Source organism: Rhizobium sp. LCM 4573, from assembly GCF_001854865.1.
Lineage (GTDB): Bacteria > Pseudomonadota > Alphaproteobacteria > Rhizobiales > Rhizobiaceae > Neorhizobium.
In genome coordinates, this window is sequence record NZ_MDDW01000001.1 from 218613 (window position 1) to 240457 (window position 21845).

The window sequence follows — 21845 nt, forward strand, 5'->3', positions numbered from 1 at the left end:
GTAACCCGCCTCAGCTTCCCAGTTCTTGCGCCCGCTTGCGGGCAGCGGCGATCGCCTCGTCGAAGAGCGGCTGCATGCCGTCCTCGGCCATCAGTACCGCAAGAGCGGCAGCCGTCGTGCCTCCGGGAGAAGTCACGTTCTGGCGAAGCTTCGAAGCGTCTTCGGGGGACTGGTGCAGCAATTCACCAGCCCCCGAGACGGTTTCCCGCGCGAGCCGCATGGCGAGGTCCGCCGGCAGGCCGAGCTTTCGGCCCGCTTCCGCCATGCACTCCACGAGATAGAAGACATAGGCAGGACCGCTACCCGAAACCGCGGTAACGGCATCGATATCGCTTTCGCTCGCCACCCATTCCACCGGTCCGCTGACCCTCAACAGAGCCTGGACCTGCTCCCGCTGGCTATCGGAAACTTTCGGATTGGCGTAGGCGCCCGTCACACCGCGCCCCACCATGGCCGGAGTATTGGGCATGGCGCGCACCATCGCCGCCTCGCCGAGATGCCCTTCCAGGAAGGCAAGCGTCTTGCCGGCGGCAACCGAGACGACGACGGTGTTTTCCCCGACCACGGACTTCAAGGGCGGCAGAACCGCCTCCATGACCTGTGGCTTTACCGCGAGGAAGAGAATATCGGCAGCCCGGCCCTCAGATGCCGCTGTCAAATGCCGCGCGCCCGCCTCCGTGATGGTCTTCCGCATCGCTTCGGAAGGCGACGGGTCGATCACCGTGACGGAAGAACCCGGAACGCCGTTGCGGAGCCAGCCGGAGAGCATGGCGCCGCCCATATTGCCGGCGCCGACGAGCACGATCGAGGGAGTAGATGTCCCCACCGTCAGGCCTCCCCTACGGTCTCGAACAACACGGCATCCATCGCGGCCTTGGCTTCCATGCCCGACCAGACGACGAACTGGAACGCCTGGAAATAGGTTTCGCAGGTCTCGAGCGCATTGGAGAGCAGCACTTCCACCTGCTGGTTGGTCGGCTCCGCGCCGCCCGCGAGAAGTAGCGACTGGCGGAAGATCACCACATCCTCCTGCCGCCACAGGTCGAAATGCCCCATGAGCACCTGCCCGTTTACATGCGAAAGCAGCCGGATGACTTCGTTCACCCGGATATCGGGAACCTTGATGTCGAAAGCGCAGGCCAGATGCAGGGCTTCGAATTCCTCCATCCAGGAGAAGGAAACGTGGTAGTCCGCCCAGCGGCCTTCCACGGTCATGGCAATCTCATCCTCGCCGGACCGTTCGAACGTCCAGTCGTTCGAGGCAGCGACGAATTCGATCATGTCGACCGGATTCGACTGACGTTCAATATCCATTTCCATAAGGCTCATGCGGCACCTTCTTGACCGGAATGAATGCGATTTGTGCGAAAACACCAAAACGCGAGACACAGACCGGGAACAAACACTTCAGATGATCGCCCGACGCCGCCAGAATAACGCAGTCACCCTGTCTGGAGCTTACCAGTTTCGTTTCGAATCATCATTTAAAATCAGTGTATAGTGACGGAGTCCGACTGCCAGCCCCTTAGCCATGATTTTAACAGCAGGGTTGTTGAAAGCTGTTCTCACCGGAGATCAGAATGGAGTCCTAAGCGACTCTGGAAACTGGCTTTTTTGGAAGTGTCCACAAGCGGCGAATTTTTGTCGGAAAACGCAAAACCGAAGGGGGCAGACGAAACCGCGGCAGGCACGCCGCGGCGCAACGGCCGCGGCGGCGAGAATCGAATTCAGATCAGCCCTTCCGGCTGGCGAGCTTGGCTTCGAGCGCGTCTATCCTCGCCTTCAGCGCCTCGTTCTCGTCGCGGGCGCGGGCGGCCATTTCCCGAACGGCCTCGAACTCCTCGCGCTTCACCACGTCCATGCTGTTGAGGAAACGCTCCGCCTGGGCATGGAAGGCGGTCTCGACTTCCTTGCGCACGCCCTGCGCCGCGCCGGCCGCATCGGTCATCAGCCGGGCGAAATCGTCGAGGATGCGGTTGGTACCGGTTGACATGGTCTCAAACTCCATCATTGCGCCGGAACCGGCGACATAACTCTCTGTGGATGAAGTAGGGCCTGCTGGCCAAGCTTGCAAGCGTCCAATCCGTCGCGGAGAAATTCGCCTTGACCGCCGAAAGCGGCAACGCCATGTTCCGCGCAATGTCGTCAGACGCCAGCGGAACCTTGTAACTTGTACGAAGCACTTCATCTTTTCGCACTCATGCCGTTCCCGGATATCGACCCGGTGGCATTCTCTATCGGTCCTCTTTCGGTTCACTGGTATGGCCTTGCCTATGTGGCTGGCATCCTGCTCGGCTGGCTCTATGCCCGCCGCCTGGCGGCCAACGCCTCGCTCTGGAAGAATGGCCAGTCCCCGATAACGGCCACCCATCTCGACGACTTCCTGGTCTGGGTCGCCGCCGGCATCGTGCTTGGCGGGCGCATCGGCTACATTCTTTTCTACGATTTCCCGATGGTCGCGGCCAATCCGCTTCGCGCCTTCGAGATCTGGAACGGCGGCATGTCCTTCCACGGCGGCTTCATCGGCGCGACGCTGGCGATGATCCTGTTTGCCCGCCGCAACGGTATCCCCGTCTGGAGCATGTTCGATATCGTCGCCGCCGTCGTGCCGATCGGCCTGTTCTTCGGGCGGATCGCCAATTTCATCAACGGCGAATTGTGGGGCCGGCTAGCGGATGTGCCCTGGGCGGTCGTTTTCCCGACCGGCGGACCGTTCGCTCGCCATCCGAGCCAGCTTTATGAAGCCGCGCTGGAGGGAATCGTGCTCTTCCTCGTTCTGCGCCTGCTGACGCATGGACTGAAAGCCTTGAAGACGCCCGGCGTGATCTCCGGCACCTTCGTCTGTGGCTATGCGCTCGCCCGCATCTTCGTGGAATTCTTCCGCGAGCCCGACGCCCAGCTCGGCTATCTGCTCGGCACTGGCTGGCTCACCATGGGAATGGTACTCTCCCTGCCCATGTTCCTCGTCGGCCTCTGGGCGATCTTCCGTGCCCGCAGGGCGGCAGCATAACCTGGCCGAGGCAACCATGAGCACTCCCCTCGCCGGCAAGATCAAGGATCTTATCCGGGCGAACGGCCCGATCAGCATCGCCGATTATTTCGCGATCTGCCTCGCCGATCCGGAATACGGCTATTATCGCACCCGCGAACCCTTCGGCCACGATGGGGATTTCATCACCGCCCCGGAAATCAGCCAGCTTTTCGGCGAGATGGTGGGCGTCTTCATGGTGCATGCCTGGCAGCGCCATGGCGCGCCCTCCGCCGTGCGCCTCGTCGAGATAGGCCCCGGCCGTGGCACGATGATGGCTGATATGCTGCGGGTCATCAAACGCATTGCGCCGCCCCTCTTCGAAGGCTTGAGCGTTCACCTTGTGGAAACCAGCGAGCGGCTTCGCGGCGTGCAGCGCATCACGCTGGAGGCCTATTCCACGCTGCTCTCCTGGCACGACAGTTTCGAGAACGTGCCGGAAGGCTTCACACTGATCGCCGCCAACGAGCTTTTCGACGCCATCCCGATCCGCCAGTTCGTCAAGACGGCAACCGGCTTTCGCGAACGCGTGGTGGGGCTCGACGCCGCGGGCGAACTCACCTTTGCGGCAGGCATCGCCACGCTCGATCCGCAACTGCTTCCGAGCCCGGCCGCCTCCATTCCGGAAGGAACGATTTTCGAGATCGCCCCGGCCCGCGAAGCCGTGATGCAGACGATTTGCGAGAGGCTCAAGGCCTCGGGCGGGACCGCGCTCGTCATAGACTATGGCCATCTTGTCACCGGGTTTGGCGACACCCTGCAGGCGGTGCGCCGCCATGACTACGATCCGCCCCTCGCCCATCCCGGCGAGGTGGACCTGACCAGCCATGTGGATTTCGAGAGCCTCGCGAGGGTTGCCCTCTCCTCCGGCGTCCATCTGAACGGCGGCCTGCGGCAGGGCGAATTCCTCTACCGATTGGGACTTGCCGAGCGCGCCGCCGCTCTCTCGCGCGGCAAGGAGGCCTCCGAGCGGAACCTTATCGCCGCGGCCGTCGATCGGCTGGCCGGCGAAGGAGCCGGCAAGATGGGCGAGCTTTTCAAGCTGATCGCCGTCTCCAGTCCAGCGCTCGATCTGATGCCCTTCCGGCCGGTCGGCTGAAACGCACGCCGCACCCGATTGACATCAGCCCTTTGCCTGGGCCACTCTCCAATGGACCGAAGCAGCGGGCGCCCAGTTGGGCGACGCACAAAATCTCATAAAATCAACGGGATGCACAACGCGATGCAGGAAAGCCCCTTGCCGACGCCGATCGAAAGTCCGCTTCTGGCGGCCAAAGGCGACGGCCGCATCCGCCATGGTTTCTTCACCCGCCGGGGCGGCGTTTCGCAAGGTATCTATGCGGGCTTGAACGTTGGGCTGGGGTCGCAGGATGAACGCGAGCATGTGGCGGAAAATCGCGCCCGCGTCGCTCGCTGGTTCGATCTTCCAGTGGAAAAGCTTGCAACGGTGCATCAGGTCCACTCGCCTGACGTGATCGTGATGGACGAGACCTATGCGGGCGAACGGCCCAAGGCCGATGCGATGGTCACCTCTGTGCCGGGTGTCATCCTCGGCGTACTCGCGGCCGATTGCGGCCCCGTTCTCTTCGCCGATCACGAGAACGGTGTCGTCGGCGCGGCCCACGCGGGCTGGAAAGGCGCGCTCGGTGGGGTGCTTGAAAACACGATCGAGGCCATGGTTTCCCTCGGGGCCGAACGCGAGAAGATCACCGCCTGCCTCGGCCCTTCGATCGGCCCGGCAAGCTACGAAGTAGGGCCGGAATTCGTGGAGCGCTTCCTGAATTTCGATCCTTCCTACGAAGTCTTCTTTTCGCCATCGCCGAAGGCCGGCCACGCCATGTTCGACTTGCCGTCGCTCACCATCAAACGGCTCACGGCAGCCGGCGCGAAGGCGGAAAACCTGAAGCTCGACACTTATCCCGACACCGAGAGATTTTTTTCCTACCGCCGCACCACCCATGCCGGAGAGCCGGACTATGGTCGGCAGATTTCAGCCATCGCAATCGTGGAGAAGTGATATGGCCCTGCATTTCGAGAGGAGCGAATATGCCGACAGGCTCGCACGCCTGACGGAAAGAATGCGCGCCGAAAAGCTCGATGCCCTGCTGCTTTTCGCGCAGGAGAGCATGTATTGGCTCACCGGTTACGACACCTTCGGCTACTGCTTCTTCCAGACGCTTGTGGTCAAGGCCGACGGCACCATGACGCTTCTCACCCGCTCCGCGGACCTGCGTCAGGCGCGCCACACGTCGGTCATCGAGAATATCGTCGTCTGGGTCGACCGGGTGAATGCCGATCCGACGCTCGATCTGAAGAACCTTCTGAGCGACATGGATCTGCTCGGCATGCGGATCGGCATCGAATACGATACCCACGGCATGACCGGCCGCGTTGCCCGCCTTATCGACAACCAGCTGGGGAGCTTCGGCCAGATCGTCGACGCCTCCTATCTGGTCAGCACGCTGCGTCTCGTGAAARGTCCCGCCGAGATCGCCTATGCCGTGCGCGCTGCCGAACTCGCTGACGACGCGCTCGATGCCGCCCTGCCGCTCGCCAAGGCGGGCGGCGACGAGGCCGATATCCTGGCCACCATGCAGGGCGCGATCTTCTCCGGCGGCGGGGATTATCCGGCCAACGAATTCATCATCGGCTCGGGCGTCGATGCCCTCCTCTGCCGCTACAAGGCAGGCCGCCGCAAGCTGGATGCCAGCGACCAGCTCACGCTCGAATGGGCGGGCGCCAGCGCGCATTATCATGCCGCCATGATGCGGACCGTCGTCATCGGCGAGCCGAGCCTCCGCCAGCGCGAGCTCTATAACGCCTGCCGCGAAACGATTACCGCGATCGAGCAAGTGCTCCGTCCCGGCCATACCTTCGGGGATGTCTTCGACACCCATGCCCGCATCCTCGACGATCGCGGCCTCACGCGCCATCGTCTCAACGCCTGCGGCTACTCGCTCGGCGCGCGCTTCTCCCCCTCGTGGATGGAGCATCAGATGTTCCATGTCGGCAATCCGCAGGAAATCCTACCCGACATGACGCTCTTCGTTCACATGATCATCATGGATTCAGATGCCGGCGTCGCCATGACCCTCGGCCATACGTATCTGACGAGCGAGGGCGACCCGAAACCCTTGTCGCGCCACGGGCTCGATTTGATCGTCCGTTAGGCCGACCGACCTTCCCGGCGTCCCGGCCAGCGTCCCGGATTGACACACCGGGAATGCCGCCCGTAAGTTTGCGCGACTTTGCGGTTCTTGACGGGTGACGAGAGGAGGCGGGGCATGCGGCGGTTCGGGATGGCGATTTCCGCCTTGCTGCTGGTGCTGGCGCTGACGTCCTGCAATACCAGCGACGCTCTGACGCCGCAGGTAGATGTCGGCGGGGGCACCACGCCCTCGACGCCCGTCACCCAGGCCGACACCGATCGCATGGCGCTCTCCGCCCAGCCGGAAAGCTACAGCAGCAGAAGCTACCCGCAGGGCGGCGGCAGCCGCGCCTCGCCGCAGAATACGCTGGAAGCCCAGGCCCAGGCGCTGCAGGACGGCAGCGCGGTTTCGCCCGCCTCGTCCGGCCCGCCGCCTGGAGGACAGGGCCAGCAGCAGGCGGCCCCGCAACAGAGCGCCTCCCTGCCGCCACCTTCCTCGGCGGCAGGCAGCATCCGCTTCCTGCCCATCATCGGCGCCCCCATCCAGGCGGTAACGCCGCTTTCCCGGCAGCTCGGCGCACAGGCCAGAGCCAGTGGCCTGACGATCCGCGCCTCGGGCGACAACAGCACCGACCATATCCTGAAGGGCTATTTTTCCGCGTTCAGCGACGGCGGCAAGGTAACCGTCGTCTATGTGTGGGATATTCTCGACAGCGCCGGCACGCGGCTGCATCGCCTGCAGGGACAGGAAAGCGTCCCCTCCAGCGGCCAGGACCCTTGGGCCGCGGTACCGGCCGCGACGATGGAGGGGATCGCCGCCAAGACGATCAGTGAATATCTGAACTGGCGCCGGACCTCGGCTTGACGAACACAGTGCGTTGATCACAGATTCTTCATAAAAATGAGCGACCGCGTTCCAAACGCTCTTGCATTCGAAGGCGGCAGCGGTAAAAGGCGCCCATCCAGCTACAAAATAGGCGGACCGCAATGAAGGTTTTCGCAGGCAATTCGAACCGGCACCTAGCCGACGCGATCTGCAACTATCTCAACGTCCCACTCGGAAAAGYCAGCGTCAAACGCTTTGCGGACCAGGAAATTTTCGTAGAGATTCAGGAAAACGTGCGTGGCGAGGACGTCTTCGTCATCCAGTCCACTTCGTTTCCCGCCAACGATCACCTGATGGAACTGCTGATCATGATCGACGCCTTCCGTCGATCTTCAGCGCGGCGCATCACGGCGGTCCTTCCCTATTTCGGCTATGCCCGCCAGGACCGCAAAGCCGGCCCCCGCACCCCGATTTCGGCAAAGCTTGTCGCCAACCTCATCACCGAAGCCGGCGCCGACCGCGTTCTAACCCTTGATTTGCACGCCGGCCAGATCCAGGGGTTCTTCGACATTCCTACCGACAATCTCTTCGCCGTGCCCATCCTCGCGCGCGACGTGAAGGAAAATTACGATCTGAAAAACGTCATGGTCGTGTCGCCGGACGTCGGCGGCGTGGTGCGTGCCCGCTCGCTCGCCAAGCGCCTGGACTGCCAGCTTGCGATCGTCGACAAGCGGCGCGAGCGCGCCGGCGAATCCGAGGTGATGAACGTCATCGGTGAAGTTCACGGCAAGGACTGTCTGCTGATCGACGATATCGTCGATTCCGGCGGCACCTTGTGCAACGCCGCCGAGGCGCTTCTCAAGCATGGCGCAACCAGCGTGACCGCCTATATCACCCACGGTGTTCTTTCGGGTGGCGCGGTCGCCCGCATTTCCGCCTCCAAGCTGCGGGAACTGGTCATCACAGACTCCATCCAGCCCACCACGGCTGTGCAGTCGGCCCCCAATATCCGCGTGGTGACGACCGCCAACCTCCTCGGAGAAGCGATCAATCGAACGGCGCTCGAAGAGTCCGTCTCCAGCCTTTTCGATTGAACTAAACTGGAAGTTTTCCGGGACTATCATAACTTCTCGCTTTGCGACGACTCGGCTAGGTTGCCGGGAACATCGATCGCATCGAGAGGGAAATCTGATGCTCACCGGTTTGTTGCAGCCGAAAAGGCTTGCCTTGGTACTTCTCCCCCTGCTGTCGGCCTGCACGGTCGATGGCGGCTACGGCCCGGGTCCGGGTCCTGGCTTTCCGCCGCCCGATAGACCGCGGCCCCGCCCACCGCAGATGTGCACGATGGAATATGCGCCGGTCTGCGGCGAACGCGGCGGACGTCTTCAGACTTTCAGCAACGCCTGCCAGGCAAGAGCCAGCGGCTTCGACATCATCGGGCGGGGTGAGTGCCGCCCTTCCCGGCCGGATCGGCCAGGCAGGCCGGATCGACCGGAGCGTCCCGATTGGCCGGGCGGACCGGGAAGACCGGATAGACCCGACAGGCCAGACAGACCTGATAGGCCGGAACGTCCGGGCGGCATGTGTACGCGCGAATATAACCCCGTCTGCGCAGAGCGCGGCCGCCAGCAGCAGACTTTCCCGAACGCCTGCGAAGCACGGAACAGCGGCTTCCGCATTATCGCTCCCGGCGAGTGCCGCAGATAACCGGCAGCTTCATCACCGTTTTCATCGATCGCCTCCCCGTTACCCAACGGGGAGGCTTTTTTGTTCGCGCTTCGCGCGCCGCCATTTCGCCTACATTAACCGCGCTGCAATCTATTCCTGACAAGGATTCCGAGGAACTGTCACTTTTCTGGGGGAAATACTGTCATGGCCAAATCCGTGTCCGCGCGCGGACCGAAATCCTTGTCCATCAAGGCCAAGTTCGCCGGCCTCGTCGTCGGCGCAACGCTCGTTTCATGCCTTTCGGTGGGGCTTCTGAGCTATCAGGTCGGCAAGAGCGGCCTGATCGAGGCCAGCAAGCTGCGCCTCGAGGCGATCGCCGGCAATCAGTCCAAGGAACTGGACGACTATCAGCAGCGGATTGACCAATCGCTTGCCGATCTCGCCCAGAACACGGCGATCGGCCAGGCGGTCGAGACGATGACCAATATCATCCCCTCCGAAATGGCCACCATCAAGGCGGAATATCAGAAGCCCGAGATGAGCACGGCCGATCGCGTCGGCTTCGATGGCGCGAACCTCAAACTGCTCTACGCGATCCACCATGCCGGCATCCACGGGATCATTGCCAATGCCTGGAAGAATGCCAAGGTCAGCGAAATCTATATCGTCAATAACGACGGCGTGGTCGTCTACACCGTGACCAAGGGCGCCGAATTCCTGACAAACGTCGCGGACAATCCGCAGCTCAAGGATATCGCCGCCCGCATCGCCGCCGGCAACGAGACCGAAATCCAGGTTACCGACTTTGCGCCCTATGAAGCAGATGGTGGAAAGGCTTCCGCGATGATCGGCCGGCAACTCGCCGTCGCCTCCTGGGGCAAGGTCGTCAACAAGGGCGCCGTCGTGGTCCGTGTTTCTGCCGATGCTCTGGCGAGTGCGGTCACGCCGGATGATCTCGGCAGGTCTGTGGACGAAACCATGCTGGTGGACGCGAAGGGCGCGCTCAGGACCGGAGCCTTTGCCTCCGGCGGTGCGCAGACGGTTCCGGCCGAGATCGCAAGTGCCGCGGCAAGCGATGTCGCCGGCTCCACATTCGCGAAATCCGGCGACGAACGCCTCTTCTTCGCTCATATGCCGGTGACCCTCTTCGGCCAGAAGCATATGCTGGCCGTCGGCCAGGCCGAATCTAAGGTCGTGGCCTCCGCCAACCAGCTCGCCTACTATGCGATCCTCGCCACGCTCGCCGTCCTCGCCGTCATGGGTGTCGCCGGTATCTTCATCGCCGCGCGCCTGACCAAGCCGCTCACTCACCTCGCACAGCTGATGAACCGTCTGAACGAAGGCGACAAGGCTATCGTCATCGATGCCGTCGCACGCGGCGACGAGGTCGGCACCATGGCCCGCGCGCTCGAATCCTTCCGCCAGGGTGCCCTTGAAAAGGAACGCATCGAGGAGGAAGCGGCTCGCCGCAGCGACGAACTGGAAGAAGAACGCCAGAGCCGGGAATTGGAGAAGGCGGCAAGTGCCCGTGAGATCGAGGAAGCGGTCTCCGCCCTCGGCACGGCTCTCGCCGCGCTTGCCCGCGGCCATCTCGACCAGCGCATCACCAAGACCTTCGCCCCGGCGCTCGATCACCTGCGGCATGACTTCAACAATTCGGTGGCCGGCCTCGAAAGCACGATCGCGGCGATCGGCGGCAGCGTCAACACGATCAGCTCCGGTTCCGGCGAACTGCGCAGCGCCTCCGACGATCTTTCCCGCCGCACCGAGAGGCAGGCGGCAACCCTTGAGGAAGCAGCCGCCGCGCTGAGCGAAATGACCGGCGCGGTCAACGGCGCGCTCAACCGCTGCGAAACGGCGGTGGACGTCGCCGCCGAAACGCTTAAAGGCGCGCATACCTCCACGGATGTCGTTCGCAGCGCCATCCAGGCCATGGAGCGTATCGAAAGCTCGTCGTCGAAGATCCGCCAGATCATCGACGTCATCGACCAGATCGCCTTCCAGACCAACCTGCTGGCGCTCAATGCGGGCGTCGAGGCGGCCCGCGCGGGCGAAGCCGGCAAGGGTTTTGCGGTCGTCGCCCAGGAGGTTCGTGAACTCGCCCAGAAGTCGGCGGTCGCCGCCCGCGATATCGGCCAGCTCATCAATGCCTCGGCCACCGACGTCGAAAATGGCGTAACCCTCGTCCTGAAGACCGGCGAAAGCCTGGAGCTCATCCAGGGCAATATCCAGTCCATCAACGAGCATATCGGCGCGATCGTCGCCTCCTCGCGGGAACAGTCTTCCCGCCTGGCCGAGATCAATTCCGCGGTCAGCGGGCTCGATCAGGTCACGCAGCAGAATGCCGCCATGGTGGAGGAAACCTCCGCTTCCGCCCATTCGCTGTCTCGCGAAGCAGAGCTTCTGAGCCAGCAGATCAGCCACTTCTCTGTCGGCGAAGCCGTGGAAGCTCCGGTCCAGTCAGGCCGGCGCTACGCTGCCTGACGGGGCGCCTGCATCCCGCACAGAAGACACAAAAAAGCAAGGCGCCGGAGATCATCTCTCCGGCGCCTTGCTTTTTGAACCCAGTTTTCTCTTAGGCCACCCGCACCAGCGGGCCCATGGCGCTCTCGGCTTCGATCTTCGTCTCCGCCTTGCCGTTGACGATAGCCTCTATACCTTCCCGGGGTCCGGGCCTGCCGAACAGGTAACCCTGCACCTGACCGCATCCCTCGCTCCGGAGGAAACGTATGTGCTCGTCGGTTTCGACGCCCTCCGCCAGAACCGGAATGTTCAGGCTGCCGGCAAGAATGAGAGTGGAGCGCACAATGGCAGCTGATTGCGGGTTGCTCGCGACGCCTTCGATGAAGGCCCGGTCGATCTTGATCTTGTCGAACGGAAAGGACATCAACGTCGAAAGCGAGGAATAACCGGTTCCGTAATCGTCCATGGCTATCTTCACGCCCAAGCCCTTCAATTGCCCGATGATCTGCAAGGCATGCTGCTGGTCCGTGATGATGCCGGTTTCGGTGATTTCCAGTTCCAGCCGTTCGGCGGCAAGGCCCGTTTCCTGGAGGATGTCCAGCACCCGCCGCGGCAACATCGGATCGGCAAGCTGCTGGGCGGCGACGTTGACGGCGATGCCGAGCGGGTTCTTCCAGGTCGCGGCCTCCTCGCAAGCCTTGCGCAGAACCCATTCGCCAAGCTCCACGATGAAGCCGGTGCGCTCGGCGATCGGGATGAACTCCGATGGAGCAACAAGTCCCCGCACCGGATGGTTCCAGCGCAGCAGGACCTCGAACCCTATCACCTCGCCGGTAAGCGTATCGTTCTGCCTTTGATAAAAGAGCTGAAACTCCCGCCGCCGCAGGCCGACCCGCATGTCCATCGCCAGGGCATTGCGTTCGCGCGCCGCCTGATCCATCGAGGAGTCGTAGAAGCAGACCATGTTCGTGCCGGAAAGCTTCGAACGATACATCGCGACATCCGCCTGCGCTACGAGGTCATCCACCGTCCGGGCATCGCCGGGATAGATGGAAACACCGATACTCGCCCCGACCGAAAGGGTATTGCCGTTCCATTCGATCGGCTTGCAGATTTCTTCGAGCATGCGCGCGGCAAGGGCCGAGGCATCGGCTCGCTTGTAATAGTTGCGGGTCAGCGCGATGAACTCGTCGCCGCCGACGCGGGCAAGGAACTCGCCTTCCCCGATGACCGCTCCCAGCCTCGATCCGATGGCGCGCAGCACCGCATCGCCGGCCGCGTGTCCATGCACGTCGTTGATTTCCTTGAAACGGTCGAGATCGAAGGAAAGGATCGCCACCCGGCCGTCGATTTCCGGCCGCTTCGCGATGATGTCGAGCTCCTCGTTGAAAGCGGCCCGGTTCGGCAATCCCGTCAGCGGATCATGGAGCGAGAGATGCCTGTAGCGCTCCACGGCCGCCTGCGTGTTCCGCTCGTCGAGCAGGTAGGTCGCCGCGGCGAGCGTCAGAAGCACGAGCATCACGCCGAGCACTCCGAACCCCATGATCGCAGGCGAGAATAGCTCGAGCGGCATGATCTCGCCTGGATCGAGAACAGCCGTGACCGCGGCCATGGCGGTGAAATGCGTCGACGCGATCCCCAGGATGAGAGCGACAATGCCGCTATGCACGCAATAGCGCGAAAACGGGCGAACCGTCCTGTTCGTCACCAGCGCGCCGAACAAGCCGGCAAGGAGAAGCGAGGCGACGACATAGTTCTGATCCCAGATCACCCTGCCCTGGATCTCGTAGGCCGCCATGCCCGTATAGTGCATGGCGGCGATGCCGAGCCCGAGTATGATGCCGCCGGCCTCGACGAGAAGGCTCCTGCCGGCATAGGCCGCGATCGTCAGGCCGATCGTCGTCGTCGCGATCGCGATCACGAAGGACAGCATCGTCAGCGAGGGCTCGTATCCAGCCGGCTCGCCAGGCAGGTAGCCGAGCATGGCAAGGAAATGCGTGGTCCAGATCGCCGAGCCGCCGATGAACCCGCCCAGGAAGAGCCATATGGCCTTTTCGATCCCCTCGGCCCTGCGCGCCCTGGAAAAGAGACGCACACCGAGGATGGAACCTAGGGCGCAGATCATGACGGCGCCGCCGACATATCGGAGATCATGTTCGAAGGCTATGCAGGAAAGAATGCGGTACATGGGCTCTCGGCAAGTAAAACTGACAATAGAATTCACATTTAGACCGAAAGACTTTGGGAAGTGTTCGCAAGCATGGTAAACGGGTCCAAGAGCCTGCGGATGAAGGCTTGGCCATAGAGCTTGCTATCGAGACCTCATTATATTATAGCGCGCGGGTCCGCGCAGACACCCTTGGAGGCAACGCGGATGGAGCGCATCGGATGATGTCCTCCGGTTCGACGAAGCGCTCTGCGCTTTGAAGAACTCTCCAAACAACCTCGAAAGGACATGCCATGAGCCAGGATACTTATGAGCTCAAGGCCGAGGCGCGCGAACGGGTAGGTAAGGGGTCCGCCCGTGAACTTCGCCGCAACGGTTTCATTCCCGCTGTCATCTATGGTGACAAGCAGGCCCCGCTCGCTATCGCACTCTCGACCAACGAAGTGACGAAGCGCATTCATGCCGGCGGTTTCATGACCACGATCGCCACCATCGACGTCGATGGCAAGAAGATCCAGGTTCTCCCGAAGGATTACCAGCTGGATCCGGTCCGCGACTTCACGATGCACGTGGATTTCCTTCGCGTCTCCGGCAACACGCAGGTCACCGTCGAAGTACCGGTTCACTTCGTCAACGAAGAGAAGTCCGGCATCAAGATCGGCGGCGTTCTGAACATCGTCCGCCATACGGTCGAGTTCAACTGCCCGGCCGATGCCATCCCGGAATTCATCACCGTTGACCTCAGCGGCGCCAAGATCGGCGACAGCATTCACATTTCGGCTGTGAAGCTTCCCGCTGGCGTAAAGCCGGTCATCGCCGATCGCGACTTCACCATCGCCACGATCGTCGCTCCGGCTGGCGGCGTACAGGAAGATGAAGAAGCACCTGCTTCGGAAGAATAATAAACAAAGGCAATAACTTGCCTCATGAACCCGCCTCCCGCGAGGCGGGTTTTTTGTTGCCTAGCCCTCATTTATGCTGCTTTCCACACGCCGTTATTGCCCTTATTCTTCGCGATACCCGAAGCTTGCATATCGGCTTCAATGAAGTTTAATGAATTGCAGGGAAATATGCGCGCTACTTAAGCATGTATCGCATTCGGCTGGGGGCCGGCATCATGAAGAGCCATGGAAAAAGGCGATGAGACATTCCGTCGAAAGTCGCTTCATCGCCATCATTTCTGGCGCGCTCCTGATCGTCGTCGCGCCGCTCTTCACCCTCTTTCTTGCTCTTTCCTCGCAGCAGGTCGCCAGGGGATTGAGCGAATATGTCGACATGCTGCTGACAACGAATTCCCAGGCGCTCGGCAAGCCGCTCCGTGAGCTCGACCACGATACCGTTCATCAGATCGCGGCGACGCTGGTGGCCGATACGGCTATCGAGGCCGTCCAGATTTCCGATAGCAGCGGAAAACTCAGCATTTCCAAGGTCGATGCCGAAAATCCCGCGGATTTCCGCGGCCTCGAATCCTTTTCCCGGCAGATCTACCATCGATCGCCGAGCGGTGCCGTCGAGGTCGGCGCCGTCACGGTCTATGTCCAGAAAATGGGCTGGCTCTCGGCGATCAATCAGATGGAATTGGCGCTGATCTCGATCTTCATCGTCGCCATACTGACGGTTTTCGGCGCGGCGATTCTCGGCAATCGTCTGATGGTCATCAAACCGCTGATGCGTTTGGCGGCCGCAATCGAGGCGACGCGCCGTCTCGGCTCCCGTCACCATGTCGACTGGCGCTCCAATGACGAGATGGGCGGACTGGCGCGCTCCTTCAACGAAATGCAGAACCTGCTCGAGCGCGAGGAGCGCGAGTTGAAGCGCGCGCACCGGCAGACGACCGAGATCTACAATCTGACACCTGCGATGCTCTTCTCGCTGACCCCGGACGATCTCGTCGCCGCCGTCAGCGACTATTGGCTGCTCGCGACCGGCTATCGCCGCGAAGACGTGATCGGCAGGCCCTTCGCCGATCTCATCGCGCCCTCGGACAGGGAGCTTTATTCGCAGCGCAAGTCGGGAGTCAAAACGGCAGGCCTGGCAACCGAGGTCACGGTACGGTTCCTCTGCGGCGATGGCCGCGTCATGGATGTGCTGATTGCGGAGACCGCGCTTAATGCCGCGGCTGTCGACCGGCAGGGCTCGCTGAGTGTAATGACGGACGTCACCGAACTTAAGCAATCGGAACTGCGCAACCGCAAGCAGGCGATATCGGACCATTTGACGGGACTGTTGAACCGCCAGGGCTTCGAAGCCGTCCTCGATCGCGAGATAGGCGAAGCCGATCGCAGCCGGACACCTGTGGCTTGCCTCTTCGTGGATCTCGACCGTTTCAAATCGATCAACGACAATCTCGGACATGCGGCCGGCGATGCCGTGCTCTGCCAGTTCGTCGAGCGCCTGCGGCCGCTGCTGCGCCAGAGCGACACCGCCTCCCGTCTGGGAGGAGACGAATTCGCAATCATCGTCGGCGGCGACGATGCCGAGCAGCGCGCCTCGGATTTGTGCCGGAAGATCGTCGAGATGTTCGATGTGCCCTTCCCCGTGGCGAATACCGGCGTACGCCTCAGCGCCAGTATAGGTTTCGCTCTCTATCCGAACCATGCGGCGAATGCGGCCGAATTGCTCCAGAAGTCCGACATGGCGATGTACGCCCGCAAACGCGACGGCAAGAACGGCGCGCAGGTCTATGATCCCACCATTCTCGACAGGGCCCGCGAACGCGCCGAACTCGAACGCGACATGGAGATCGGCATTGCCGCAAACTGGTTCGAGGCGCATCTTCAGCCGATCGTCAGGATCGATTCCGGCGAGATTGCCGGCTTCGAGGCGCTGATGCGCATGCGCCATCCTCGCAAGGGCCTGATCCCGCCGTCGGGGATCATCGAGATTGCCGAAGAGAATGGATCGATCAGCCGGATAGGCAACTTCATTCTGGAAGACGCAGTCAGCAATCTCGCCCGCATCTCCCGCCTGCCCGGCATGGCCGACACCTATGTCGCCGTCAATTTCTCGCCCCTCCAATTCGAGCCGGGCCTCCCTGCCCGTCTCGCCGGTCTGCTTAGCCGCTATAATCTTCGATCAAACCGTCTCGTGGTGGAAATCACCGAAGCGGTTCTGATGCACGACGATCCCGAAATCCGCACCATACTCGACGAAATCCATGGATTCGGATGCCTGATCGCGCTTGACGATTTCGGCACCGGCTATTCGTCGCTCAGCTATATGAGCCGGTTCCCGGTCGATATCGTGAAGATAGATCAGTCGTTCATCCGCTCGATCACCGAGCCGGCGGACGATATCGGCCGGAAGAACAAGATGCTGGTGGAAGGCATCAGCGCCATATCCCATAAGATGAAGTGCAGGGTCATCGCGGAAGGCGTCGAGACCGAAGAGCAGCGCCTGGCTCTCCGGGAAATTGGCGTCGATTACGCCCAGGGATATCTCTTTTCGAAGCCTCGAGAGATCAACGATCTTCTGGCCGATCTCCCGGGCGGACATGCGGTGCGCGAGGAGATGGCAAGCTAGCGTGAAAGCCGGTTCATCCTGAAACCGGTTGACTTTGTCGGCGTTTCGCGTTGGTGAAGCAAAGACAGCGCAACGACGGAAGACAGTCATGCTCATCATTGCGGGGCTCGGCAATCCCGGCTCCAAATATGCCGGCAACCGCCACAATATCGGTTTCATGGCGGTGGATGCGATCCAGCGGCGCCCTGGTTTCTCGCCCTGGTCGAAGAAGTTCAGGGCCGAAGTCTCCGAAGGCGAGCTCGCCGGGGAAAAGGTTCTGCTGATGAAGCCGCAGACCTTTATGAATCTTTCCGGCGAAGCGGTCGGCGAGGCCATGCGCTTCTTCAAGCTCTCGCCGCAGAACGTCCTCGCCATCTATGACGAGCTCGACCTGCCGCCCAGCAAGTCGCGCATCAAGACCGGCGGCGGGCATGGCGGCCATAACGGCGTGAAATCGCTGGATGCCCATTGCGGCAAGGAATATCGCCGGCTGCGGCTCGGCATTGGCCATCCCGGCGCCAAGGAACTCGTGCACAATCATGTGCTCGGCGATTTCGCCAAGGCCGACCACGCATGGCTCGATCCGCTCATCGATGCCATCGCGGACAATGCCGAGATGCTGGCGCGCAACGAGGATTCGCAATTCCTGAACAAGCTGGCGCTGGCCGTCGGCGGAAAGCCGGATGAGGAAAAACCGAAGCAGCCCAAAACACCGGCCAAGGCGACCGGCCAATCGCACATCCACCAGGCTCGCAACGGCAAGCCAAATCTCCCGGCAACAGGCCCCATGGCGGATATGTTGAAGAAGATGTTCGGCGGCAAGGGAGACTGAACACTCCGGCGCCCTACCTGTCCCGCCTGGCCGCTATTCTTCCGGTTCGGTGGTGAACATCAGCGGGAAACCCGCTTCCTTGGCGAGATCGGTCGCTTCCTTGGCCTTGGTTTCTGCGATGTCCTTGGCGCAGACGACCACGACGGATGTCCCCATCCGGTGCGCGGTCAGCATCACCCGGTAGCCGGCCTCCTCACTCATGCGGAAGACCGCCTTCAGCACCATTACGACGAATTCGCGCGGCGTGTAGTCGTCATTGACCAAAATGACCTTGTAGAGCTTCGGCCGATCGAGCTTCGGCTTGGTCGTGGTTTTCGGCTTGAGGATTGTCTGTTGGCTCATGGCGTCTCGCCTCCCGGCCTGGAGTTCGACACGGGGCTTACCGCTATATTGCAGCGCAATGGATCACAATTCAAGCGAGGCTCCGGATGTTGATTGCCGCCATGTCATTGCCAAAGCGGTCCGGCACTTGACCCGGCGGGCCGGTTCCCTCATAGCCACAGCAACAGTTTTTTAAGATACGGGTTCCTTCACCGATGGGCTTCAAATGCGGTATCGTCGGACTGCCGAATGTCGGCAAGTCCACTCTCTTCAATGCGCTCACCAAGACGGCGGCGGCGCAAGCCGCGAATTATCCGTTCTGCACGATCGAGCCGAATACCGGCGAAGTCGCGGTGCCGGACCCGCGCATGCAGCAGCTGGCCGCGATCGCCGGTTCAAAGGAAATCATTCCGACGCGCATCTCCTTTGTCGACATCGCCGGCCTGGTGCGCGGCGCGTCTAAGGGTGAAGGGCTCGGCAACAAGTTCCTCGCAAACATCCGCGAAGTCGATGCCGTCGTGCACGTGCTACGCTGTTTCGAAGACGATGACATCACCCATGTCGAAGGCCGCATCAATCCTGTCGGCGACGCCGAGACGATCGAAACCGAGCTGATGCTCGCCGACCTCGAAAGCCTGGAACGGCGCGTCGAACAGACCCGCAAGCGGGCCACCGGCAAGGACAAGGATTCGCTTGCGCAGCTTCCGGTCATGGAAGCCGTGATCAAGCTGCTGCAGGACGGCAAGCCGGCGCGCCTGCTGCTTCAGACGCTCGGCGCCGACGAGATTGCCATCCTCAAGGGCCTCAACCTCCTAACCTCGCATCCGGTCCTCTATGTGTGCAACGTGGCCGAGGGCGACGCCGTCGATGGCAACCAGCACACCAGGGCGGTCGCCGAAATGGCGAAGGCGCAGGGAGCGGAATGCGTGATCATTTCGGCCGCCATCGAAGCCGAAGTCGCGCAGCTGCCGGAAGACGAGGCCAAGGAATTCCTCTCGGCACTGGGCCTGGAGGAAGCCGGCCTCGACCGACTGATCCGCGCGGGCTATCACCTGCTCGACCTGATTACCTATTTCACCGTCGGTCCGAAGGAAACCCGCGCCTGGACGATCGTGCGCGGAACCAAGGCACCGCAGGCAGCCGGCGTCATCCACACCGATTTCGAGCGCGGCTTCATCCGTGCCTTCACCATCTCTTATGACGATTACATCGCCTTCAAGGGTGAAGTCGGTGCCAAGGAAGCGGGCAAAGGGCGCGACGAAGGCAAGGAATATGTGGTGCAGGACGGGGATGTGATCCACTTCCGCTTCAACACCTGAGCCGCTCGAGAGCACGCAAACGAGAACTTGAAGGCGCGGCGCATCGCGCCGCGTTGGGAGGCCGCAGCATGGAAGCAAGTTATTTCTTCGAGGACTTCGTGCCCGGAGGGGTTTTCCCGCTGACGCCCAAACAGGTGACGGCGGAAGAGATCATCGAGTTCGCGCAGGAATTCGATCCCCAGCCCATGCATCTCGACGAGGCGGCTGGCAAGGCCAGCATTCTCGGCGGGCTTTCGGCTTCCGGCTGGCATACCGCGAGCATGTTCATGCGCATGATGTTCGACGGCTGGCTGTCGCAATCCTCCTCCGAAGGTTCGCCCGGCGTCGACGCCATGGAATGGAAGAAGCCGGTGCTCGCCGGAGATACGCTTTCCGGCCGGTCGACGGTGCTGGAATCCAGGACCCTTCGCTCCCGGCCGGGCATCGGCATCGTCAAGTTCCTGCATGAAGTGGAAAATCAGCGCGGCGAGGTCGTCATGCGCGGGGAAAACCCGATCATGATCCGGATGAGACCCGCGCCGGAGGCTGCCGAATGAAGCTCATCGAACTCTCGCCACCCGGCAAGAAGGTCATCACCGGTACACTCACCTTCACGGCGGAGGATATCACCCGCTTCGCCCGCAAGTTTGATCCCCAGCCGTTCCATGTCGATGCGGATGCAGCCAGGAACTACGTCTTCGGCGATCTCTGCGCCTCCGGCTGGCATACCTGCGCGGGCTGGATGAAGGTGTTCATGGCATATTGGATGAGGGAATATGCCCGGCTGAAGCAGGAGGGTATCGAGCCGCCCAAGCTCGGCCCTTCTGCCGGCTTCCGCAAGCTGCAATGGCTGAAACCCGTTTATGCGGGCGACACCATCACCTATTCCACCACGTTGCTGGAAAGCCGCCCCCTCGCCTCACGCCCCGGCACCTGGATCAACACCACGCTCAATGACGGGGTGAACCAGCACGGCGAAGCGGTAATGCGCTACGAAGGCACCGTGCTCGAATTCGAGTGAGACCTTCTTCGGCTCAGTGACCGGAAAACTCCATCAGTGTCCGCACTTCGACGCCGAGCGCCTCGAGCTTCTTGCGTCCGCCGATATCCGGCAGGTCGATGACGAAGCAGGCTGAAACGATCTCGGCCCCGAGCTGTCTGAGCAGCTTCACGGCGCCTTCCGCCGTTCCGCCCGTCGCGATTAGGTCGTCGGTGAGAATCACCTTCTCACCCGGCTTCACCGCGTCCTTGTGCATCTCCATCTCGTCCACGCCGTATTCCAGGCTGTAGGCGATGCGCACCGTCTCATGCGGCAGCTTCCCCTTCTTGCGGATCGGCACGAAACCGGCGGAAAGCTGGTGCGCCAGCGCACCGCCCAAAATGAAGCCGCGCGCCTCGATGCCCGCGATCTTGTCGACGCCAAACCCCGTATAAGGCCGCACGAGTTCATCGACAGCTTGGCGGAACGCAACCGGATCGCCGAGCAGCGTGGTGATGTCGCGGAAGATGATGCCGGGTTTCGGGTAGTCCTGAATGGAGCGGACGGTGGAGGCGAGATCGATCGTGGACATGATTTCCCGGGCTGGTCAGAGAATGATGACAGGGACTTCTACCAAGGCAGAACCCTTCCTCCCAATAAAAAAGGCGGCACCGGGCCGCCTTTTTTATTGGTTCGGGCTTTTCGCCTCAATGTTCCTTGCTGGCGTAGACCGACTTCTTCGTGAGGTAGAGAAGGCCGGTGAAGATCACCAGGAACACCATGACCATGAAGCCGGTGCGCTTGCGGTCTTCCAGATGCGGCTCTGCAGCCCACATCAGGAAGGCGGAAACGTCCTTGGCATACTGATCCACCGTCTGCGGAGCGCCGTCGTCGTAGGTCACCTGGTCGTTGCTGATCGGCGGCGCCATGGCGAGCGAAGCGGCGGCGGTGAAATACGGGTTGTAATGCGTGCCCGTCGGAACCTCGACGCCAGCCGGCGCATCCTGATAGCCGGTGAGCAGCGAGTAGATATAGTCCGGACCGCCTTCCTGATACTGGGTGAAGATATCGAAGATGAACTGCGGGAAGCCGCGGGTGACGCCACGCGCCTTGGCGAGCAGCGACATGTCCGGCGGAGCCGCGCCGTTATTGGATGCGGCGGCGGCCTGCGTGTTCGCATAGGGCGACGGGAAGTAATCCGACGGAACGGCCGGACGAGTGAACATCTCGCCGTCGTCGTTCGGGCCGTCCTGCACCTCGTAGTTGGCCGCAAAGGCCTTCACCTGTGCTTCCGAATAGCCGAGGCCCTCCAGCGTGCGGAACGAGACGAGCCGCATGGAGTGACAGGCCGAACAGACTTCCGTGTAGACCTTCAGGCCGCGCTGAAGCTGTCCCTTGTCATAGTGGCCGAAGGGGCCGGCAAAGCTCCAGTCCACATGCTTCGGATGCTGGATCGGATAATGCGGCGTCCCACCTTCCGCATGGGCCTCTCCGCCGGCGGCCGCGCCGTGATCGTCCTGCGCTACCGCGGAAGCGACGCCCATGCCTGCCACGAAGGCCAGCGACAGGATGCTTGCAACAAGCTTTTTCATAGTCTTATTCCCTCTCGGTCGC

21 protein-coding genes are annotated in these 21845 nt (G+C 61.9%); 14 read left to right on the forward strand and 7 right to left on the reverse strand.

Features of this window, described 5'->3' with window-relative positions:
• Positions 1 to 10 precede the first annotated feature (10 nt).
• The 3 genes from proC to LCM4573_RS01130 all read right to left on the reverse strand — a co-directional run bounded on the left by proC (position 11) and on the right by LCM4573_RS01130 (position 1993).
• Positions 11 to 832, reverse strand: a complete 822-nt coding sequence (gene proC, locus LCM4573_RS01120) for a pyrroline-5-carboxylate reductase (RefSeq protein WP_083347312.1) — start codon at positions 830 to 832, stop codon at positions 11 to 13.
• Complete coding sequence (locus LCM4573_RS01125; RefSeq protein ID WP_071004009.1) at positions 829 to 1329, reverse strand: YbjN domain-containing protein; 501 nt, start codon at positions 1327 to 1329, stop codon at positions 829 to 831. The genes proC and LCM4573_RS01125 overlap by 4 nt, the downstream gene beginning before the upstream one ends.
• A 403-nt stretch (positions 1330 to 1732) precedes the next feature.
• Complete coding sequence (locus LCM4573_RS01130) at positions 1733 to 1993, reverse strand: accessory factor UbiK family protein (RefSeq protein WP_071004010.1); 261 nt, start codon at positions 1991 to 1993, stop codon at positions 1733 to 1735.
• A 207-nt stretch (positions 1994 to 2200) separates the two neighbouring features.
• Here LCM4573_RS01130 and lgt point away from each other — a divergent pair, with 207 nt between their 5' ends.
• The 8 genes from lgt (at position 2201) to LCM4573_RS01165 (ending at position 11154) form a co-directional block, all read left to right on the forward strand.
• Entirely contained in the window at positions 2201 to 3010 is an 810-nt protein-coding gene (gene lgt / locus LCM4573_RS01135) for a prolipoprotein diacylglyceryl transferase (RefSeq protein WP_071005096.1), read from the forward strand.
• A gap of 16 nt (positions 3011 to 3026) precedes the next feature.
• The gene (locus tag LCM4573_RS01140; RefSeq protein ID WP_071004011.1) at positions 3027 to 4127 is read left to right on the forward strand and encodes a class I SAM-dependent methyltransferase; all 1101 of its coding nucleotides are present in this window, start codon (positions 3027 to 3029) and stop codon (positions 4125 to 4127) included.
• A gap of 123 nt (positions 4128 to 4250) precedes the next feature.
• Positions 4251 to 5045: a peptidoglycan editing factor PgeF gene (pgeF, locus tag LCM4573_RS01145; protein ID WP_071005097.1), complete on the forward strand. Its 795-nt coding sequence runs from the start codon at positions 4251 to 4253 to the stop codon at positions 5043 to 5045.
• Between the two features lies 1 nt (position 5046).
• On the forward strand, positions 5047 to 6198 hold the full coding sequence (locus LCM4573_RS01150) for a Xaa-Pro peptidase family protein (RefSeq protein ID WP_071004012.1): 1152 nt from the start codon (positions 5047 to 5049) through the stop codon (positions 6196 to 6198).
• Between the two features lie 114 nt (positions 6199 to 6312).
• Positions 6313 to 7041, forward strand: a complete 729-nt coding sequence (locus LCM4573_RS01155; protein WP_071004013.1) for a hypothetical protein — start codon at positions 6313 to 6315, stop codon at positions 7039 to 7041.
• A 122-nt stretch (positions 7042 to 7163) separates the two neighbouring features.
• Entirely contained in the window at positions 7164 to 8096 is a 933-nt protein-coding gene (locus tag LCM4573_RS01160) for a ribose-phosphate pyrophosphokinase (protein ID WP_071004014.1), read from the forward strand.
• Positions 8097 to 8193: 97 nt separating this feature from the next.
• Positions 8194 to 8709 (forward strand): Kazal-type serine protease inhibitor domain-containing protein, encoded by a 516-nt coding sequence (locus LCM4573_RS27060; protein WP_083347268.1) that lies wholly within the window; start codon positions 8194 to 8196, stop codon positions 8707 to 8709.
• Positions 8710 to 8874: 165 nt separating this feature from the next.
• Positions 8875 to 11154 carry a methyl-accepting chemotaxis protein gene (locus LCM4573_RS01165; RefSeq protein WP_071004015.1) on the forward strand — a complete coding sequence of 760 codons (2280 nt, stop codon included), beginning with the start codon at positions 8875 to 8877 and terminating at the stop codon, positions 11152 to 11154.
• Positions 11155 to 11245: 91 nt separating this feature from the next.
• On the opposite strand, the gene LCM4573_RS01170 is transcribed toward LCM4573_RS01165, so the two are convergent.
• A complete protein-coding gene (locus tag LCM4573_RS01170; RefSeq protein WP_071004016.1) occupies positions 11246 to 13321 on the reverse strand; it encodes a bifunctional diguanylate cyclase/phosphodiesterase in 2076 nt (691 codons plus the stop codon).
• Positions 13322 to 13593: 272 nt separating this feature from the next.
• On the opposite strand from LCM4573_RS01170, the gene LCM4573_RS01175 reads away from it, so the two are divergent.
• The 3 genes from LCM4573_RS01175 (at position 13594) to pth (ending at position 17633) form a co-directional block, all read left to right on the forward strand.
• Positions 13594 to 14202, forward strand: a complete 609-nt coding sequence (locus LCM4573_RS01175) for a 50S ribosomal protein L25/general stress protein Ctc (RefSeq protein WP_071004017.1) — start codon at positions 13594 to 13596, stop codon at positions 14200 to 14202.
• Positions 14203 to 14440: 238 nt separating this feature from the next.
• Positions 14441 to 16822, forward strand: coding sequence for an EAL domain-containing protein (locus LCM4573_RS01180; RefSeq protein ID WP_071004018.1), 2382 nt, complete (start codon positions 14441 to 14443; stop codon positions 16820 to 16822).
• An 88-nt stretch (positions 16823 to 16910) separates the two neighbouring features.
• Entirely contained in the window at positions 16911 to 17633 is a 723-nt protein-coding gene (pth, locus tag LCM4573_RS01185; RefSeq protein WP_071004019.1) for an aminoacyl-tRNA hydrolase, read from the forward strand.
• 33 nt (positions 17634 to 17666) lie between these two features.
• Here the strand turns inward: pth and clpS are convergent, their stop codons facing one another.
• Positions 17667 to 17975: an ATP-dependent Clp protease adapter ClpS gene (gene clpS, locus LCM4573_RS01190; RefSeq protein ID WP_071004020.1), complete on the reverse strand. Its 309-nt coding sequence runs from the start codon at positions 17973 to 17975 to the stop codon at positions 17667 to 17669.
• Positions 17976 to 18169: 194 nt separating this feature from the next.
• On the opposite strand from clpS, the gene ychF reads away from it, so the two are divergent.
• The 3 genes from ychF to LCM4573_RS01205 all read left to right on the forward strand — a co-directional run bounded on the left by ychF (position 18170) and on the right by LCM4573_RS01205 (position 20273).
• Positions 18170 to 19273: a redox-regulated ATPase YchF gene (gene ychF, locus LCM4573_RS01195; protein WP_071004021.1), complete on the forward strand. Its 1104-nt coding sequence runs from the start codon at positions 18170 to 18172 to the stop codon at positions 19271 to 19273.
• A gap of 68 nt (positions 19274 to 19341) precedes the next feature.
• The gene (locus LCM4573_RS01200) at positions 19342 to 19809 is read left to right on the forward strand and encodes a MaoC family dehydratase (protein WP_071004022.1); all 468 of its coding nucleotides are present in this window, start codon (positions 19342 to 19344) and stop codon (positions 19807 to 19809) included.
• Complete coding sequence (locus LCM4573_RS01205) at positions 19806 to 20273, forward strand: MaoC family dehydratase (RefSeq protein ID WP_071004023.1); 468 nt, start codon at positions 19806 to 19808, stop codon at positions 20271 to 20273. Before LCM4573_RS01200 ends, LCM4573_RS01205 begins: the two co-directional genes overlap by 4 nt.
• A 13-nt stretch (positions 20274 to 20286) precedes the next feature.
• Here the strand turns inward: LCM4573_RS01205 and LCM4573_RS01210 are convergent, their stop codons facing one another.
• On the reverse strand, positions 20287 to 20823 hold the full coding sequence (locus LCM4573_RS01210; protein WP_071004024.1) for an adenine phosphoribosyltransferase: 537 nt from the start codon (positions 20821 to 20823) through the stop codon (positions 20287 to 20289).
• A gap of 115 nt (positions 20824 to 20938) precedes the next feature.
• Positions 20939 to 21823 (reverse strand): cytochrome c1, encoded by an 885-nt coding sequence (locus LCM4573_RS01215; RefSeq protein ID WP_071004025.1) that lies wholly within the window; start codon positions 21821 to 21823, stop codon positions 20939 to 20941.
• Positions 21824 to 21845: the final 22 nt, after the last annotated feature.